This is a genomic window from Micromonospora zhanjiangensis (genome assembly GCF_042650605.1).
Classification (GTDB): Bacteria; Actinomycetota; Actinomycetes; order Mycobacteriales; family Micromonosporaceae; genus Micromonospora_J; species Micromonospora_J zhanjiangensis.
This window is the reverse complement of sequence record NZ_JBHSBN010000004.1, coordinates 148,225-164,795: the sequence shown is the minus strand read 5'-3', so window position 1 is coordinate 164,795 and position 16,571 is coordinate 148,225. Positions and strand designations below refer to the sequence as shown.

Here is a 16,571-nt window from a genome sequence, read left to right as displayed (position 1 = left end):
GCCGTTCGTGGTCCGGGCCCGGGGCCACGCCCGTGTTGTTTGGCCCGGGGTCACCGGGGTACCGCCGAGGGCATGACGCAGAACGACGGCAGGAACTGGCGGGACGAGGACCGGCTTCCGCTCAGCGAGTTGGAGCGGGCGATGGGCGCACCGGCCCAGGACGGCCAGCTCGACGACATGACCGGGAACGACGCCGGCGAGGAGGCCGCGTTCGGGCACGGACCGGAGGCCACCGACGCGAGTCGGACCGCGTCGGACGAACCGGGCGCCGGGGACGGTCGGCACCGGGACGCCACCGACGCCGACCGGTCGTTCCGCCCCTCCACCACCGGGCGTACCGGTCCGCACTGAGTCCGCCGAGGTGACGGCCCTCGCCGGGGCCGAACCGGTCCCGAAACGCGGGGTGCGGCGACGTCCCGCCGCACCGGACAGACCACCCAGACTCGTCCGAACGGCTGACGGCGATCCGGATTTCCCGGGGCAGACTTGCCGAATGCACCAGGCACCCGGTTTCCTTTCCGTGCGCCAACGACGCTGGGCATGGCTCGGCTTCGTCCTGGCCGCGCTGCAGGCTCCCGCGTCCGCTCTGCTGGTGGCAGACGACTCGTGGTTGTTCAGCGTCTGCGTGGCGCTGATGGTCGCCACGGTGATCCTGGCCGACGACGCGATGCGGCGTCGTCCGGCCCGCGCCGACACCGACTGACACCCCGGCGGCCGACCGGCCGGGGTGATCATCACGCTCCTGGTCCGGGCCGGTTACGCTGCTGACATGCCAGGCACGGTCGGGCGGGCCCCCAGCCCCACGCCGCCGTCCGGCGGGCCTGCCCCGGCGGCACCGCCGGCGGTCCGGCACCCGTGGGCGCAGACCCCGCTCGGACCGCGGGAGACGTGGGATCCCGCGTTGTGCGCCGTGGTCGACACGGTGCTCGCCTCGCCGGTCCCGATGGCCCTCGGCTACGGACCGGACCTCGCCCTGGTCTACAACGACGCGTTCGCCACCCTGATCGGTGACCGGCACCCGGCCGCGTTCGGCCAGCCGACCGCCACCGTGTTCGCGGACCTCTGGCACCTGCCCGGCGTCGGCGACATGATCGAGCGGGTGCGTCGGACGGGTGAGCCGTTCCAGGAGAAGGAGAGCGCGCTGCCGCTGCAGCGCGGGCCGGACGGCCCGGTCGACCAAACGGTCTACGCCCGTGCCTACTCCGCCGTCCGGGACGCCACCGGCGGCATCGTCGGCGTGCTGACGGTGGCGGTCGAGACCTCCCAGGTGACCCGGCGGCTGGAGAGTCTCAGCGAGCTGACCGCGGCACTGTCCGGCACGCTCGCCCTCAACGACGTGGCCCGGGTGGCGCTGCGGTACGCCCTGCTGTCGTTCGACGCCGACCACGTGGCGTTCGGGGTGGACGACGGTCCCGGCTGGCGGGTCGTCCGGCGGGTCCGCGGCGAGCTGCTCGACGAGGCCGACGAACGGTTACCGCCGCTGTGGCGGCGGCAGCCGGCCCACTCCCCCGCGCCGCTGGCGGTCGCCGCCACCACCGGCGCCCCCACGTACGAGCACGACGGGCAACCGTTGGCGGCCATCGCGCTCGACCGGCACGACCAGCGGATCCGGGCGCTGGCCGCGCTGCCGCTGCGTACGCCGTCGCTGCGCGGCGCGCTCACCGTCGGTTACCGGGAGCCGCACCCCTGGCCGCCGGCCGAACGCGCCCTGCTGACCGCCGCCGCCGAGCTGGTCGCCCAGGCCGCCGAGCGGGCCCGCCGGTTCGAGAACCAGCACGGCACCTCACAACTGCTGCAACGCAGCATGCTGCCGGAACACCTGCCGGACCTGCCCCGGATGCGGCTGGCCGCGCGCTACGACGCCGGGGTGGACGGCAACGCCGCGGGCGGCGACTTCTACGACGCGTTCACCCTGCCGGGCGGGTCGCTCGCCGTGGTGCTCGGCGACGTGGCCGGCCACGACGTACAGGCCGCGGCGATCATGGGGCAGGTACGCGCGGCGCTGCGCGCGCTGGCGCTGACCGATCCGGACCCGGCCGCGGTGCTGCGCGGCGCGGACCGGCTGGTGACCAGCCTGGGCGCCGAGGCGCGCAGCGACGAACTCTTCGTGACGGTGGCCTACGGGGTGATCGAACCGGACAGCGGCCGGATGACGCTGGCCAGTGCCGGCCATCCCGCCCCGCTGCTGCGTCGCAGCCCGGCCACCGGGCCGACCACCGCCCGGTACGTCGACGTCGTCCCCGAGGCTCCGTTGGGCCTCGGCGGTCGGCGGACGGGCAGCACGGTCACCCTGCTGCCCGGTGACACCCTGCTGTTCTACAGCGACGGGGTGGTCGAGCGACGGCACCAGGGACTCTCCGCCGGCTTCGACGACCTGGCCCGTGCCGTCGCGGGGGCGGTCAGCGGCGATCCGCGTACCCTGTGCGCGCTGGCCACCGGGGCGGTGACCGGCGCCACCGACGACGATGTGGCCGTGCTGGCGGTCGAGTACGCGCTGGCACCGAGCCGGTCCGCCTCGATCGAGGTGCCCGCCGAGCCGACCGCGCCGGGGCGGGTGCGGCACTGGATGTCCGACCAGCTCGCCGCCTGGGGTGTGCCGGAGCAGGTGATCGGGTCGGCGGTGCTGTGCACCAGCGAACTCACCACCAACGCCCTGTTGCACGCCGGGACGGCGGCCCGGGTGGAGATCGACCTGAGTCCGGAACGACTGCTGGTGTCGGTGGCGGACAGCGGCACCCGGGGACGGGTGACCCGGGCCCGCACCGACGCGCTGAGCAGCCGGGGCCGGGGGCTGGGGTTGATCGAACAGTTGAGCGACGCGTGGGGCACCGACCCGACCGTGCGCGGCTCGACCGTCTGGTTCGAGTTGCTGATTCCCCGGGACGGACCGGGCGTCGCCGGCCGTGGTTACGGGTAGGAGGCCGGCATGGACGACGACAACCGACCCGCCGGGGTGCTCTTCGACATCGACGGCACCTTGATCGATTCGACCTATCTGCACACGGTCAGTTGGTGGGAGGCGTTCCGCCAGGCCGATCACGACGTGCCGATGGCCCGCATCCACCGCGCCATCGGGATGGGCTCCGACAAGCTGCTGGACGATCTGCTCGGCCCGGACCGCGACCGGGACGGCGACCAGAAGCTGCGCGACGGACACGACAGCCTGTACGCGGCGTACTGGGAACGGTTGCGCCCGCTGCCCGGCGCGGCCGACCTGCTGCGCGCCTGCGCCGCCCGGGGGTTGCGGGTGGTGCTGGCCACCTCCGCCGCCGAGCACGAGGTCGCCGCGCTGCGCGCGGCGCTGCGGGCCGACGACGTGATCTCCGAGATCGCCTCCTCGGCGGACGCGCGGGAGAGCAAGCCGGCCCCCGACATCGTGGCCGCCGCCGTCGAGCGGGCCGGCCTGGACGCCGAGCGGACGATCTTCGTCGGCGACTCGGTGTGGGACGTGCTCGCCGCCGGCAAGCTCGGTATCGGCTGCGTCGGCCTCACCTGCGGCGGCACCAGCCGCAGCGAACTGGCCGGCGCCGGCGCGGTCGCCGTCTTCGACGATCCCGCCGACCTGCTGGCCAACTTCGCCGAGTCCCCGCTGGCCAAGCTGGACTGATCCGCCCCGCGGGCCGGTCCGCGGGGCGGTCCGGCGCGGGCCGGCGGGACAAGCGTCACAGGGCCACCGTCCGGATCCAGGTGTGGAATCCGCGCGGCGCGGTTAAGGGTACGGCCACCGTCGATATGGGCGTTGTCGGAGAGGGACAGGTGGCCGCGTGGATCCGGTAGCCGTGGCGTTCGGTCTGGTCGGTGTCGGGGCGCTCCTGGCCGGGGTGCTGCCCCGGGTGCTGGAGCACCGCCCGTTGTCCATGCCGATCGCCTTCCTGGGCTTGGGCATGCTGGTCTTCCTGCTGCCCACCGGGTTGCCGGTGCCGGACCCGCTGCGGTATTCGACGATCGCCACCCATCTCACCGAGATCGGCGTGATCGTCGCGCTGATGGGTGCCGGCCTGAAGATCGACCGCCCGTTCGGTCGGCGCCGCTGGTCGTCGACCTGGCGGATGCTGGCCGTCGCGATGCCGCTGTGCATCGCGGCGGTGGCGGTGCTGGGCTGGTGGTGGGCCGGGCTGGTGCCCGCGGCGGCCCTGCTGCTCGGCGCCGCCCTGGCGCCCACCGACCCGGTGCTCGCCGCCGACGTCCAGGTCGGCGAGCCCACCGACGTGGAGGACTCGGAGGACGAGGTGCGCTTCGCCCTCACCTCCGAGGCCGGGCTCAACGACGGGCTGGCGTTCCCCTTCGTGTACGCGGCCATCGCGATCGCCGCCGCCGGGCTGGCCCCGTCCGGCTGGCTGGCGCACTGGCTGACCCTGGACGTGGCGTACCGGCTGGCGGCCGGCGTCGCCGGCGGGCTGCTGATCGGCTGGCTGCTCGGCAAGTTGTTCTTCCGGGCCCCGACCCAGGCGCTCCGGCTGTCCCGGCACGCCGAGGGCTTCCTCGCCATCGCCGCGACCTTCCTGGCCTACGGCCTGGTCGAGATGATCCACGGGTACGGCTTCCTGGCCGTCTTCGTCGCCGCCCGGGCGATCCGGTCGGCGGAACGGTCCCACGAGTTCCATCAGGTGCTGCACGACTTCGCCGAGCAGACCGAGCGGCTGCTGACCGTCCTGTTGCTGCTGCTGTTCGGTGGCGCGGTGGTCGGTGGTCTGCTGGCCCCGCTCACCTGGCCCGCCGCCGTGGTGGGACTGGCCCTGGTCTTCGTGATCCGGCCGTTGGCCGGCTGGCTGGCGCTGCGCGGCGCCCCGGGCCGCCCGGCCGAGCACTGGGTGATCGCCCTGTTCGGCATCCGCGGCATCGGTTCGTTCTTCTACCTCGCGTACGCCACCACGCACGCCGACTTCCCGCAGGCCGATCTGCTCTGGGCGACGGTCGGGCTGGTGGTGATCGTCTCGGTGGTGCTGCACGGCGTCGCGGCCACCCCGGTGATGCAGTTGCTGGACCGGTCGGGTCAGCGGGAGACGGAACCCGGCGCGGCGGAGGGCGACCGGGACGACCGGGCCGCGGTCGCCGGCTGACGGGCCGCAACCGGTCGTCGGGGCCCGGGATTCAGCGGCGGACGTGCAGCCGGACGGTGGTGGACCGACCGCCTCGTGGGTCAGCGACCCGTTGCCGTTCATGGGTCGACCAACCGCGCCACCGCAGCCCATCCCGCAGCACCTCGCGCCCCCGTACAGTACGCGCCCGGGGCCAGCCGTCGACCCGGCACGATCGCGAACCCGACCACGGGCGGCCACTCACCGTCCACCGGAGAGTCGCTCGGCCAGCGCCCGGCCCAGGGCCCGCCCCGACGACCAGGCGGTCTGCACCCGCGGCTTGCCGAACGCGTCACCGGCCAGCCCGATGCCGGCGGCGTCGAGGTGGTAACCGCCGGACGGACCGGTCGAAGCCGGCCGGGGCCGGGCATAGGTCCACCGGTGCACATGCGTGCCGATCGCCGGGTCGGACAGGGCGAGCAGATCCCGTACGGCCGCCTCGATCTCACCCGCGGCGGCCGTCGGCTGGGCCAGGTGCCGGCCGGCGAACTCCGCCGTCGTGTGCGCGACCAGCACCGGTTCGCCGTCGCCCCGGCGGGCGCCGTCGTCGCAGACCAGGGTGAGTACCGGGTGCTCGTTGACGAACGCGCCGGCGAAGTCGGCCCAGCCACGGCGCGGGAAGCGGAACACGCCGGTCAGGGCCGGCAGCCACACCTGCGCCTGCGCCGCCGCCGTCGCCTCGGTCAGCGCCGGGTCCAGCAGCCACGCCGCCTGCGGTCCGGGCATCGCCAGCGCCACCGCCGCCACCGGCTCACCGTCCACCAGCGGGCCCGGTTCGACCGCGAAGACCAACCGGCTGGTGACCACCGGCAGGCCGTCGGCCAGGTCCGTCACCAGGGACCGCAGCCCGCGCGGCGCCGCCCACCGCATCGGGCCGGTCACCTCGTCCCGGCCGGCCGGACCGTACGCCACGAAGGTGTCCGTCCATTCGCGGGCCAGTCCCGCCGCCCGCCAGCGGTCCACCTGCTCGGCGAAGTCCGGGTCGCTGACGGTGAGGTACGCCGCGCCGATGTCGGCCGGTCGGCCGTCGAACCGCTTGCTGGCCATCCGGCCGCCCGGAACGTACGCCCGTTCCCGGACCTGGACCGGGATCCCGGCGGCGGCGAGTTCCCGGGCGCAGGTCAACCCGGCGATGCCCGCCCCGACCACCACCACCCCGGCTGCTCGGCTCACCCACGGATGCTACCGACGCGGGCGCGCCCGGCGGAGCGGTCGCCACGCCGGGTCGTCCGCACGCATGACCGGCCCGCCCACCGGGTAGGGGTACACCTGTTCGAGCGGACCGGCCGGGGACGGTGAGCGCCGGCCGGACGTGGGTCAGCGGTCCGCGGGCGGACCGGTCCGGCCGACCCGGGGCGGCAGCCGGTGCAGCCGTACCCGGGTCAGCCGGCCGCCGGCGACGACCGCGGTCAGGTACGTGGCGTACGGCTGGCGTCGCCGGTCGGTCGGCGACCCGGGGTTGAGCAGTCGTTGCCCGGACGGTGACACGGTGTCCCAGGGGATCCATCCGCAGCCCGTCGAGGTCCGCGTGAGCGACCTCGGGCAACCGGTCGCGCAGTTCCGGGCCGTCGTTGTTGCCGTACACGCCGATCAGCCGGCGGGCCCTCGACTCCAGCGCGTCGAGCAGTTCCGGTCGCACCCAGTCGCCGGCGTGCACGACGACGTCCGCCCGGTCGACCGCCGCCCACAGCGGCGCCGGCAGGTCCCGGGCCCGGGCCGGCACGTGCGTGTCGGCGGTGATGACCAGTCGCATCCCGCCATTCTGGCCGCGCCGGTGGACATCACGGTCGCCGAACTGTCGATCGAGTCGTTCCTGCCGGAAAATGCCGAGATCGTCGCCTTCCTGCGCGGTTGACCGGTCGTATCGGTCCGCGGCCGTGGGTTACCGCTCGGCGGGGTCGGGAAACCGAGAGGCTGACGAAGGAGGCAGATCATGGTCACACGGACAAACCCGACTACCGGCTGGCGGCCCGGCATTCCGGGCATGACCGGTGGAAGCAATGTCCCTTCCGGGCCGAGCGGAGTGCCGGCCACCCACGGTGACGGCGGGCCGGGCATGAGCCGACCCATGATCAACATCGCCACGTACCCGGACTACGTGTCCGCCCAACGGGCCGTGGACCACCTGGCCGACAACCGGTTCCCGGTGGAGCACACCGCCATCGTCGGCACCAACCTGCGGCTGGTGGAGACCGTACTGGGCCGGATGACCACCGGCCGGGCGGCACTGGCCGGCGCCGGGACGGGCGCCTGGTTCGGTCTGTTCATCGGACTGCTGTTCGGCATCTTCACCGCCGGCAACTGGCTGGCCATCATCGTGATCGCGCTGGTCATCGGCGCCATCTGGGGTGCCATCTTCGGCGCCATCGCGCACGCCATGACCGGCGGACGGCGGGACTTCAGCTCGGCGAGCTCGCTGCAGGCCGGCGAGTACGTGGTGAGCGCCGACGCCGACTTCGCCGAGCAGGCCCGGCAGATGCTGGCCCGGCTGAACTGGCAGCCGATGGACCGGTCCACGCAGTCCGCGCACTGACCCGGCCCGGTCACCGCCCGGCCGACCGGCCGGGTGGCGGGTCCCGTCGGCCGTCCGAGCGTCCCACCCGCTCGGACGGCCGACACGCGTCCGCCCCGGCGAAGGGAGAAATCCCGTAGCCCTGTCTTTCGGTTCCGGTAGCCGTACAGGTAGGCGTGAAGCACTTCACGGCACGCCGGGCAGCGCCGGTAGTCTTTGGGGAACGGCTCAGCCTTCACGGTCTACCGTCCGGCGGCAGGCATTCTTGTAGCGCACGTATTCGCGTGCAGGCTTGGTTGCGTGCAGCATCATCATGATTCCGGCCAGCAGGCCGATAATCAGCCCGAGGGCAAGCCCGATCGTCGTTCCGAACGTCAGTAGCCCGAACATCGGTTACCTTCCTTTCGTCCTTGGTTGGGCATGGCGGTAGCCACGCCCGTTTACACAGTTGGCTTGGAGGCAGAGAGCGGGCCCTCATTGGGGCCCGCTCACTGGGTGCGCCTTAAACCGGCGCTTCCCCCTAGCTTCCCACCTTCAACCGGGTGCGCCTGTAGGTTGAATTGTGGTAACGGTTTGGCAATGGCGTGCCGCGAGGTTTTCCGCCTCCACCTCCCCTTAACTACCTGCAAACAACCTCTAGAAATAACGCTGAGGTAACGATTCCGTTTGTGCTGGTCACGGACTCAAGCAAACTGGTTGTTCGCCCTTTGTGGACGACCTAGAGAGGCAACACCGGAGCGTGCCTCCCGGTAAACGGTCCGGCTTCCCGTGGCTCACCTCGGGGCCGGCTGGACACACATCGTCCCACGGCTCAACACTCTCACCGGAGAAACGGCCGCCCGTAGGGCTCTCAGGGGCACGAAAAACTGCGGGGCACCCGGTAGGTGTCCGCGGGGGTTAATCCGGGGCCGCTAAAGGGCTGTCACGGCGCTATGAGGGACCTCTGCTTGTGAGTGACGCGGGACGGCTGGCCGGTGGCACGCTCGGCCAGGTCCCGCGGCAGGTACATGGCAACCTGCATCCCGTCTTCCACGGTGAGCGCAACGGCAGCGTCGTACCGCTCCGGCCGCTCGAACAGTCCGAGGCGCATCGGCCCGCCCTTGTGGGCCACAACCTCAACCCGAATGCCGGAAGCCTTAAGCAACTGGCGCCGCTCATCCTCATTGGCGGCGGCCCAACGTTCCGCGTACTTCTCCCCCGTCCATTCCTGACGGACAGACGGTTCCTGCTCAGGAATAGCGGAAAGCGTGGCCAACTTGTCCTCTACAGCTTCAATCCGTTTCGCGTACACACGCGCCACGGCTTCACCCTTGCCCGCACTACGGGCCAGCAAGTCCTCTAGGGCGGCTTCAAGCTCCACGATTTCGGCCCGGTGCGATACACCAGCGACCTTGACGGTTCGCATGATCTCAAGCGGCCCAATCTCCGCCAACAGCAACCGTTCAACAACGGCGTGCAGTTTGTCACCGCGGACAGCCGATTTTGCCTCACAATCAGAATTCCGCCTAGACCAGCGACCCCCACAACCGTAGTAGAGGTAGGACCATCGGTAGTCGTCCTTACCTTTGACGCGAGTGAACCGCCGATACATCGGGAATCCGCACAGGGCACAGAAGGCGACATCAAGAAGCAATGCCATTAAGTTAAGAGGTCTGGGCAGGCCAGCCTGGGTATGGCGGGCCCGTCGTGACGGGTGGTCCGGTCGGTGGGGCGTTTGACGCGGTAGGAGTTGTGGCGGGCGCGTTTGATGACGCGGGGGCAGCTGCGATCGCGTCGGGGCGGGTTCGGCTGGTGGCGGATCTCGGTGAGCGCGTCGTCGAGGGCGGTCGAAAGGTGCTCAGGGGGTAATGGCCGCCTGGTCGGTGACCTGGCGGCGCACGACGCGTAGGCCTTTGACGAACGACATGCGGTCGGGGTCGTAGCCGGCCGGGTCGGCGGCTTCCAGCAGCAGTGCGCGGATGGCGTAGTGGGCCAGCAGCAGTCCCCACATCTGCTGTTCGACCAGCTCGGGGACCTTCGATCGGAGGACTTCGCCGCGGCCGCGCAGGTCCGTCTTGATCTCGTCCAGAGCGGACTCTTCTTCCCAGCGCTGCTGGTAGGCACCCGCCAGTTCCATCGCGGGGACCTCGTGGTGGTCGGTGAGGGTGGTGACCACCACGATGAGTTCGCCGTCGGGGTTGCGGTCCGGGACGGTGTACTCGACCACCCTGACGAGGCGGGCGAGATCGGTAGGGATCTCCTGGCCGGTCCGGGCCTGCTCGACCAGCCGAGCCCGGCGTTGCGCGGACAACCCCGCCTTGAAGATCAGCGCCTGGTAGGAGCCGTCCGCGAGCCACCGCAGATGCCCGACCGACACGGAGGCCCCGATCCGCCAGGCCAGGTCCGCGCCGGTGGCGGCGAAGGAGTTGAACAGGTCGAAGGAGTACAGGCCTGCATCAGCCAGGACCAGCATGCCCGGCCCGACCCGCCCGGCCAGACCCTTGACCAGGGTACGTTCCCCGGTGCGGCACGAGCCGAGCACTGCCCCGACGATCGCATGGCTACCGCACTCGGCCAACGCCGCGACGTGCAGTTTCGGGTACGCCGACGCCTTCGGCCCCGACCCCATCCGGCCGAAGCGTTCCACGTTGGCCGGGGTGTCGGCCACGTCGACACTGGTCGCGTCGATCGCCATCAGCCGGCGCCGGGCCAGCCAGGCGCCCTTCGTGCCCGGTCCAGCCAAGGGCACGCACGCCCTGTCGAACAACATCTTCACCGGCTCGGCGCCCAGCCGCTGACGTGCCTGGGTGATCGCCGACGCCGTCGGGACCTGCCAGTCATCGTCCCAGGAACCAAGTCTGCGCAGGTTACCCACCAGCCGACGCATCACCTCGTCCAAGGACTCGGCGCAGAACAGCCCCATCGCGATCACGTAACGGATCATCACGTGCGCCGGCAGCCGCCGAACCCGCTTCTCACGCCGCCCGCTGCGGTTGAGTACCTCTTCCAGCAGATCCCGGTTGAACCGGGCCGACAACACCCCGAGCCCGATGTGATCGGTCAACCGGCCCTGCGGCCGCAGCGACTCCACCCCAGACAACGTCACGCCACGGCACGGTACCGGCCCGTCGACCCCTCGTCAGCCCACCGCGCTGACCAGCACTGATGCCTTAACTGAACGGCATTGCATCAAGAAGCATGCTCGCCCCGGTGGAACGGTCCCGCTTGCCGTTGCCCGCTAGCACTTCCTGTAGCGCATTCCATCGCTCATGACTAATCAGGGGGTCGGCGCGCACCGGGTCTATCGGAATACCTTCAGAACTCGTAACCGATTTATAGGTAGCTTCTCCGAGCAGCGCACGGGAACGCAACATCTGGCCCACATTGACGCTAACCCACCCCGCCTTCCCGCCCTTTGGAGTGGCTATCTTCCGCCGCTGAAAATCGAGTTGCACGGCATAGGCCGGTTCACCGGCGATGACCCGGTCTACAAGCTCAACAACAACATCCCTGGCTTCCTCATCTATCTTCAATTCCCAACCGCCGGTTTCCAGCTTCACCGGGCGGTAACCGTACGGGTATCGCCCGCCGGGCCAACGGCCGGCCGCGTACATTTCCGTACGCGCATCGTTTACACGCTCTTTGATGATGTCCGCTTCAAGCTCCGCGAAAACGGCAATCATGCCGGCCATAGCCCGCCCCATAGGCGAGTTGAGATCAATCTTGTCAGTAATGCTAACAAGGTTTTTGGGCCGGTCAACGGGAGGCAACCCGGTATTGTTCGGCTTACCCTTGGCCCACTTCACCATCTCGGCAAAGTCGCCAACCGACCGAACCAGACGGTCAAGCTTCCAGAACGCCAACGTGTCAAAGTCTTCCGGCCGGCGCAGCCACTCCCCCAGCTCCGGGCGTTCCCACGGGGGAACCTTGGCGGCAGACACCCCGAGGTCTTCCGCCCAGCCAATGATGGTGAGCCCTCGGTCACTCTCAATCAGCCTCCGTTGCCGCTCAGGGGACGTAGACGGGTCATCGGCCCGCTTGCTGTGACGGGACAGGCGGACCACGCCAACGGTGCGCGCATGCATCGACATACGCGGCACTCGACGACCATTCAACAACACCCGTCAGACGGCGCGCCGTTCGGCTAGAAACTCAATCCTCCATGCGGTAAGCCTGCTCCCCGGCCCGGATGGGGGCCTTGAGCCAGTTCTCTGGGGGCGCCAGGGGGCACGCGTATTGATAATCGAATGCGCACGATGGGTTGTACCCGTAGTTGAAGTCCAGCCGCGCCCGGCCGTCGGGCAGCACGGTCAGGCCACGGCCGAAGGTGCCCTTCACGGTGTCGGTGAGGTAGCGGCCGCCGCCGTACGACTCCCGGCCGCAGGAGCCGTCCCGGAACGGGACGAACAGCCCACCGCCGTACGCCTCGATCCACCACAGGGTCAGCGGCCCCCACGGTGTCTCGGCCACCGCCACCCGGCGGTAGCGCACGACCCCGTCCGGGCCGCCGGTGTCGATGCTCTCCGTCCCCTCGGCGGGCCGCAGTGGCACCGTCACGACCGCCTCCGGATCGGGCGGGAAGTACCGCAGCCCGGTGAAGGCCGCCCGCTCCCGGGGCGGGATCGGCGACTGCGGGTGCTCGGCGAACAGTCGGTCCCGCTCCGCCCGGAACTCGGCCACCCCGCCGTCGGACAGATACAGCCGCGCCACCCGTTCCCGCCAGTCCAACACCTCAAGCTCGTCCACCGCGCCCACGCTAACCGCTCCCCCACCCCGCCGCCGACGAGGACCCGCATCCACCGCGGGGCGGCGCTGACGGGAAGGAGCGCAGGTGGGGGCAGGAATAGCGGTAGGGGTTACGGGGTTCATGGGGACGGGTTGATGGTTCCGACCCGACACCTACCGCCGAGGAGCGACGCCATGCCCGCCGTCACCGTGGACGACATCCTCGTCCTGCCGCGCCTGGACCGGCTGGACGAGACCAGCACCGCCTTCCGGCCGGTACGCCGGCTGGTCACCGCGCCGAGCGGCTTCGAGGGCGAGGGCTTCCCGGTCCGTCGGGCCTTCGCCGGCGTACCGATGCACGAGCTCGACCCGTTCATCCACCTGGACCAGATGGGCGAGGTCGACTACGCCCCGGGCGAGCCAAAGGGTACGGCCTGGCACCCGCACCGTGGCTTCGAGACGGTGACCTACATCATCGACGGGATCTTCGACCACCAGGACTCGAACGGTGGCGGTGGCACCATCACCAACGGCGACACCCAGTGGATGACGGCCGGCAGCGGCCTGTTGCACATCGAGGCGCCACCGGAGCACCTGGTGGTCAGCGGCGGGCTTTTCCACGGCCTGCAGCTCTGGGTGAACCTGCCCCGGGTGGCCAAGATGAACCCGCCGCGCTACCAGGACATCCGGGGCCGGGAGTCGGCCCTGTTGACCACGCCGGACGGCGGCGCGCTGATCCGGGTGATCGCCGGTGCGGTCGACGGGCACCAGGGGCCGGGCTCGACGCACACGCCGATCACCATCGCGCACGTCACCGTGCAGCCGGGTGCCCGGGTGGACCTGCCCTGGCGGCCCGACTTCAACGCGCTGGTCTACGTCCTGGGCGGACGTGGCACGGTCGGCACCGACCGCCGGCCGGTGCACACGGGCCAGCTCGCGGTGCACGGTCCGGGCGACGCGCTCCGGTTCTCCGCCGACGCCCGGCAGGACCCACACACGCCCGCGCTGGATCTCTACATCATGGGTGGGCAGCCGATCCGGGAACCGGTCGCGCACTACGGTCCGTTCGTGATGAACACCCGCGACGAGCTGCTGCAGGCGTTCGAGGACTACCAGGCGGGCCGGCTCGGCGTGATCCCGGCCGAGCGGCTCCCGCACACCGACGGGCAACAGCCGGTCTGACCGTCGTCGTCGCCGGCCCGCACCACGGGCCGGCGGCGAACCGGTACGCCGTGCCCCACCGCCCGGTGCCGGTGCCCGGCGACGGTCAGGTGGACGCCACGATGATCCCGGCGACCCCGAGCACGACCATGAGCAGCATCGCCATCATGATCCCCCGCTCGCCCTCGACCGCCTGGTCCCGATTCTGCTCGCTCGTCATCCCGGCCTCCCCGACCTGTTTTCGACCCTCGCGTTCTGGGCACCCCGTATCGACCTGGTGATTCGCCGCTTCCGGTTGCGGCGGCCCCGGCGTGCGGGATACGCGTTGGGGTGTTTTCGAAACTTTGGGGGCTGCTGATGGCGACGGAGGACTGGTTCCTCACCGCACCGGAACGCAGCAACCCGGTCTCGGAATTACCCGTCTGGACCGAGGGAAACCACGTCGAGCCCCTGATTCACGGCGCCACGTACTTCGACCGGCTGGTGACCGAGGTCGAGGCGCTCCGGCCCGGCGACCACCTCTTCTTCACCGACTGGCGGGGCGACCCGGACCAGCGGCTGCGCCCCGACGGGCCGACCACCGCCGAGTTGCTCTGCCGGGCGGCCGAACGCGGCGTGCTGGTGAAGGGCCTGATCTGGCGGTCGCACCTGGACAAGCTGGCGTTCAGCGAGGAGGAGAACCGCAACCTCAGCGAGCGGGTCCGGGCGGCGGGCGGCGAGGTGCTGCTCGACCAGCGGGTCCGCCGCGGTGGTTCGCACCACCAGAAGCTCGTCGTGCTGCGACATCCGGGGGAGCCGGAGCGGGACATCGCCTTCGCCGGTGGGATCGACCTGTGTCACAGCCGCCGGGACGACGCCGAGCACGGGGGTGATCCGCAGCCGGTCAACATGTCCCCCCGGTACGGCGACCACCCGCCCTGGCACGACGTCCAGTTGGCGCTGCGCGGCCCGGTGGTGGGTGCGCTGGACATCCTGTTCCGCGAGCGCTGGACCGATCCGATGCCGTTGGACTCGGAGAATCCGATGGCGTACGCGCGGGACCGGTTGTCCGGGGCGGACCTGAGCCCCGACCCGCTGCCGGATCGGCCGGCGGACCCGCCGGTCTGCGGTCCGCACCGCATCCAGGTGTTACGCACCTACCCGGCGGTACGCCCCCGCTACAGCTTCGCGCCGGACGGCGAGCGCACCATCGCCCGCGGCTACCTCAAGGCGATTCGCCGGGCCCGCCGGCTGATCTACGTCGAGGACCAGTACCTGTGGTCCAAGGAGGTGGCGAACCTGTTCGCGGAGGCCCTGCGGGCCAACCCGGACCTGCATCTGGTCGCCGTGGTGCCGCGTCATCCGGATGTCGACGGCGCGTTCGCCCTGCCGCCGAACCAGGTCGGCCGCGCGCAGGCGCTGGAGCTGTGCCTGCGGGCCGGCGGCGACCGGGTGCACGTCTTCGACGTGGAGAACCACCGGGGGACCCCGGTGTACGTCCACGCCAAGGTCTGCGTGGTGGACGACGTGTGGGCCAGCGTCGGCAGCGACAACTTCAACCGTCGGTCGTGGACCCACGACAGCGAGCTGTCCTGCGCGGTCCTGGACGACACCCGCGACGAACGGGAGCCGCGGGACCCGGTCGGACTCGGCGACGGCGCCCGGTTCTTCCCCCGCGACCTGCGGCTGCGGCTGTGGCGCGAGCACCTCGACCGGGCCCCGGACGGCAGCGAGGACGCCGGTCTGATCGATCCGGCGAGCGCGGTCGAGGCGATCACCGCGGCGGCCGCCGCGGTGCAGGAGTGGCACGACAACGGCCGGACCGGTGCCCGTCCGCCGGGCCGACTGCGCCCGCACCGGCCGGAGCGGCTGCCGCTGCTCACCCGGCTGTGGGCCGTACCGGCGTACCGGTTGATCTACGACCCGGACGGGCGGCCGGTCCGGGACCGGCTGCGCCACACCTTCTGACCGCCCGGTCGCCGGTCGCCGTCGTCAGTCGGCGCGGTACCACCGGTGGGGCACCCAGATCGGCTGCTCCGGGTCGCCGGCCAGGGTCAGTTCGGTCCTCCACCGCTCCGCCCGCGGGTCGCCCTCGGCGATCCACCGGTCCCGCAGGGCGAGCGCGTCGTCCGCGTACCGGCCGGCCTGGGGGCCGCAGCCCAGCACCGCGCCGTCGGTGGTGATGACGGCCGCGCCGTCGCCGGCCGCGCCGAGCAGGGCGCAGCCGCCCGCCGCGCCGGCGCCCGGCAGCGGCGCGTAGCTGATCCGCCGGTCCCAGACCCCGGCGGCGAACCACAGGTCGTGGTAGCGGTGCACGCCGAGCGCCGGCTGCCAGACCGCCGGATGCCGCACCGTCGGTTCGGGCAGGGCCCGGTCCCGCAGCGGTTCCGGGTGCGCGCCGGGGTAGCGGGCCGACAGCGGACCGGCGGCGGTCATGAACCCGGCCGGGGTGACCACCCGGCCGGTGACCCGACCGTCCCGTCCCCACCGCACGGCCAGCACCGGGTGGTTGCCCGCGTGGGCGGTCGGCACCAGCGCGAAGCCGTCGGGGGTCAGCTGGTCGAGCCAGTGCGGGGAGATGCCGGCCACGCCGACCGTGACGACCACCCGGTCGTACGGCGCGCCGGCCGGGTCGCCGAGGTAGCCGTCCGCGAGCCGGACGCGGACCCGGTCGAGGCCGGCCCGGGTCAGCGCCGCGCCCGCCCGCGCCACCACGTCCGGCTGTACGTCCAGGCTGGTGACCACGGCACCCAGGGTCGCCAGCAGCGCCGCGTTGTAGCCGGTCCCGGCGCCGATCTCCAGCACCCGGGCGCCGGGCACCGGGTCGAGCGCGTCGATCATGGTCGCCATCAGCGACGGTTGGCTGGACGAGCTGACCGGCGTCCCGTCGCGCAGCTTGGTGACCAGTGCCTCGTCGCTGTAGACGGCGGGCAGGAAGGCCGGGTCGGTGGCGGTGGTGCGGGCCCCGTCCCGGCCGTGGAAGCCGTCCGCCAGGAACAGCTCACGTGGGACGTGGGCGAACGCCTCGGCCAGCCCGGGCCGGTCCAGCACGCCGGCCCGCCGGAGCTGCTCGACGTACCGGTGGCGCAGGTCCGCGACCGCGCCCACGTCCGACCGTCCGGTCATCCGGCGGTCTC

The 16,571-nt window shown here is 71.6% G+C and carries 16 protein-coding genes and 1 pseudogene; 9 read left to right on the top strand and 8 right to left on the bottom strand.

Annotated features, from left to right (window positions below; translation table 11 throughout):
* The first annotated feature begins 72 nt into the window (after nt 1-72).
* The 5 genes from ACFOX0_RS08480 to ACFOX0_RS08460 all read left to right on the top strand — a co-directional run bounded on the left by ACFOX0_RS08480 (nt 73) and on the right by ACFOX0_RS08460 (nt 5,060).
* Nucleotides 73-351: a hypothetical protein gene (locus ACFOX0_RS08480; RefSeq protein WP_377543308.1), complete on the top strand. Its 279-nt coding sequence runs from the start codon at nt 73-75 to the stop codon at nt 349-351.
* A gap of 142 nt (nt 352-493) precedes the next feature.
* Nucleotides 494-703 carry a hypothetical protein gene (locus tag ACFOX0_RS08475; RefSeq protein WP_377543307.1) on the top strand — a complete coding sequence of 70 codons (210 nt, stop codon included), beginning with the start codon at nt 494-496 and terminating at the stop codon, nt 701-703.
* A 66-nt stretch (nt 704-769) separates the two neighbouring features.
* On the top strand, nt 770-2,917 hold the full coding sequence (locus ACFOX0_RS08470) for an ATP-binding SpoIIE family protein phosphatase (RefSeq protein WP_377543306.1): 2,148 nt from the start codon (nt 770-772) through the stop codon (nt 2,915-2,917).
* A 9-nt stretch (nt 2,918-2,926) separates the two neighbouring features.
* Entirely contained in the window at nt 2,927-3,607 is a 681-nt protein-coding gene (locus ACFOX0_RS08465) for an HAD family hydrolase (protein ID WP_377543305.1), read from the top strand.
* Between the two features lie 157 nt (nt 3,608-3,764).
* On the top strand, nt 3,765-5,060 hold the full coding sequence (locus tag ACFOX0_RS08460; protein ID WP_377543304.1) for a cation:proton antiporter: 1,296 nt from the start codon (nt 3,765-3,767) through the stop codon (nt 5,058-5,060).
* Nucleotides 5,061-5,279: 219 nt separating this feature from the next.
* Here the strand turns inward: ACFOX0_RS08460 and ACFOX0_RS08455 are convergent, their stop codons facing one another.
* Both ACFOX0_RS08455 and ACFOX0_RS08450 read right to left on the bottom strand, forming a co-directional pair.
* Nucleotides 5,280-6,233: an NAD(P)/FAD-dependent oxidoreductase gene (locus ACFOX0_RS08455; RefSeq protein WP_377543564.1), complete on the bottom strand. Its 954-nt coding sequence runs from the start codon at nt 6,231-6,233 to the stop codon at nt 5,280-5,282.
* Nucleotides 6,234-6,395: 162 nt separating this feature from the next.
* Nucleotides 6,396-6,801: pseudogene (locus ACFOX0_RS08450) on the bottom strand (metallophosphoesterase family protein).
* On the opposite strand from ACFOX0_RS08450, the gene ACFOX0_RS08445 reads away from it, so the two are divergent.
* Both ACFOX0_RS08445 and ACFOX0_RS08440 read left to right on the top strand, forming a co-directional pair.
* The gene (locus ACFOX0_RS08445; protein ID WP_377543598.1) at nt 6,730-6,933 is read left to right on the top strand and encodes a hypothetical protein; all 204 of its coding nucleotides are present in this window, start codon (nt 6,730-6,732) and stop codon (nt 6,931-6,933) included. The pseudogene ACFOX0_RS08450 and the gene ACFOX0_RS08445 overlap by 72 nt on opposite strands.
* A 78-nt stretch (nt 6,934-7,011) precedes the next feature.
* A complete protein-coding gene (locus ACFOX0_RS08440) occupies nt 7,012-7,611 on the top strand; it encodes a general stress protein (RefSeq protein WP_377543303.1) in 600 nt (199 codons plus the stop codon).
* A 207-nt stretch (nt 7,612-7,818) separates the two neighbouring features.
* Here the strand turns inward: ACFOX0_RS08440 and ACFOX0_RS08435 are convergent, their stop codons facing one another.
* The 5 genes from ACFOX0_RS08435 to ACFOX0_RS08415 all read right to left on the bottom strand — a co-directional run bounded on the left by ACFOX0_RS08435 (nt 7,819) and on the right by ACFOX0_RS08415 (nt 12,315).
* On the bottom strand, nt 7,819-7,980 hold the full coding sequence (locus ACFOX0_RS08435) for a hypothetical protein (protein WP_377543302.1): 162 nt from the start codon (nt 7,978-7,980) through the stop codon (nt 7,819-7,821).
* A 532-nt stretch (nt 7,981-8,512) separates the two neighbouring features.
* A complete protein-coding gene (locus tag ACFOX0_RS08430; RefSeq protein WP_377543301.1) occupies nt 8,513-9,229 on the bottom strand; it encodes a zinc ribbon domain-containing protein in 717 nt (238 codons plus the stop codon).
* A gap of 198 nt (nt 9,230-9,427) precedes the next feature.
* Nucleotides 9,428-10,675: an IS4 family transposase gene (locus ACFOX0_RS08425; protein ID WP_377543300.1), complete on the bottom strand. Its 1,248-nt coding sequence runs from the start codon at nt 10,673-10,675 to the stop codon at nt 9,428-9,430.
* Nucleotides 10,676-10,739: 64 nt separating this feature from the next.
* The gene (locus ACFOX0_RS08420; RefSeq protein ID WP_377543299.1) at nt 10,740-11,660 is read right to left on the bottom strand and encodes a recombinase family protein; all 921 of its coding nucleotides are present in this window, start codon (nt 11,658-11,660) and stop codon (nt 10,740-10,742) included.
* 61 nt (nt 11,661-11,721) lie between these two features.
* Nucleotides 11,722-12,315: a DUF1684 domain-containing protein gene (locus ACFOX0_RS08415; RefSeq protein ID WP_377543298.1), complete on the bottom strand. Its 594-nt coding sequence runs from the start codon at nt 12,313-12,315 to the stop codon at nt 11,722-11,724.
* Between the two features lie 174 nt (nt 12,316-12,489).
* Here ACFOX0_RS08415 and ACFOX0_RS08410 point away from each other — a divergent pair, with 174 nt between their 5' ends.
* The gene (locus ACFOX0_RS08410) at nt 12,490-13,476 is read left to right on the top strand and encodes a pirin family protein (protein WP_377543297.1); all 987 of its coding nucleotides are present in this window, start codon (nt 12,490-12,492) and stop codon (nt 13,474-13,476) included.
* Between the two features lie 336 nt (nt 13,477-13,812).
* Nucleotides 13,813-15,402 (top strand): phospholipase D family protein, encoded by a 1,590-nt coding sequence (locus ACFOX0_RS08405; RefSeq protein WP_377543295.1) that lies wholly within the window; start codon nt 13,813-13,815, stop codon nt 15,400-15,402.
* 24 nt (nt 15,403-15,426) lie between these two features.
* On the opposite strand, the gene ACFOX0_RS08400 is transcribed toward ACFOX0_RS08405, so the two are convergent.
* Nucleotides 15,427-16,560, bottom strand: coding sequence for a protein-L-isoaspartate O-methyltransferase family protein (locus ACFOX0_RS08400; protein ID WP_377543294.1), 1,134 nt, complete (start codon nt 16,558-16,560; stop codon nt 15,427-15,429).
* Nucleotides 16,561-16,571: the final 11 nt, after the last annotated feature.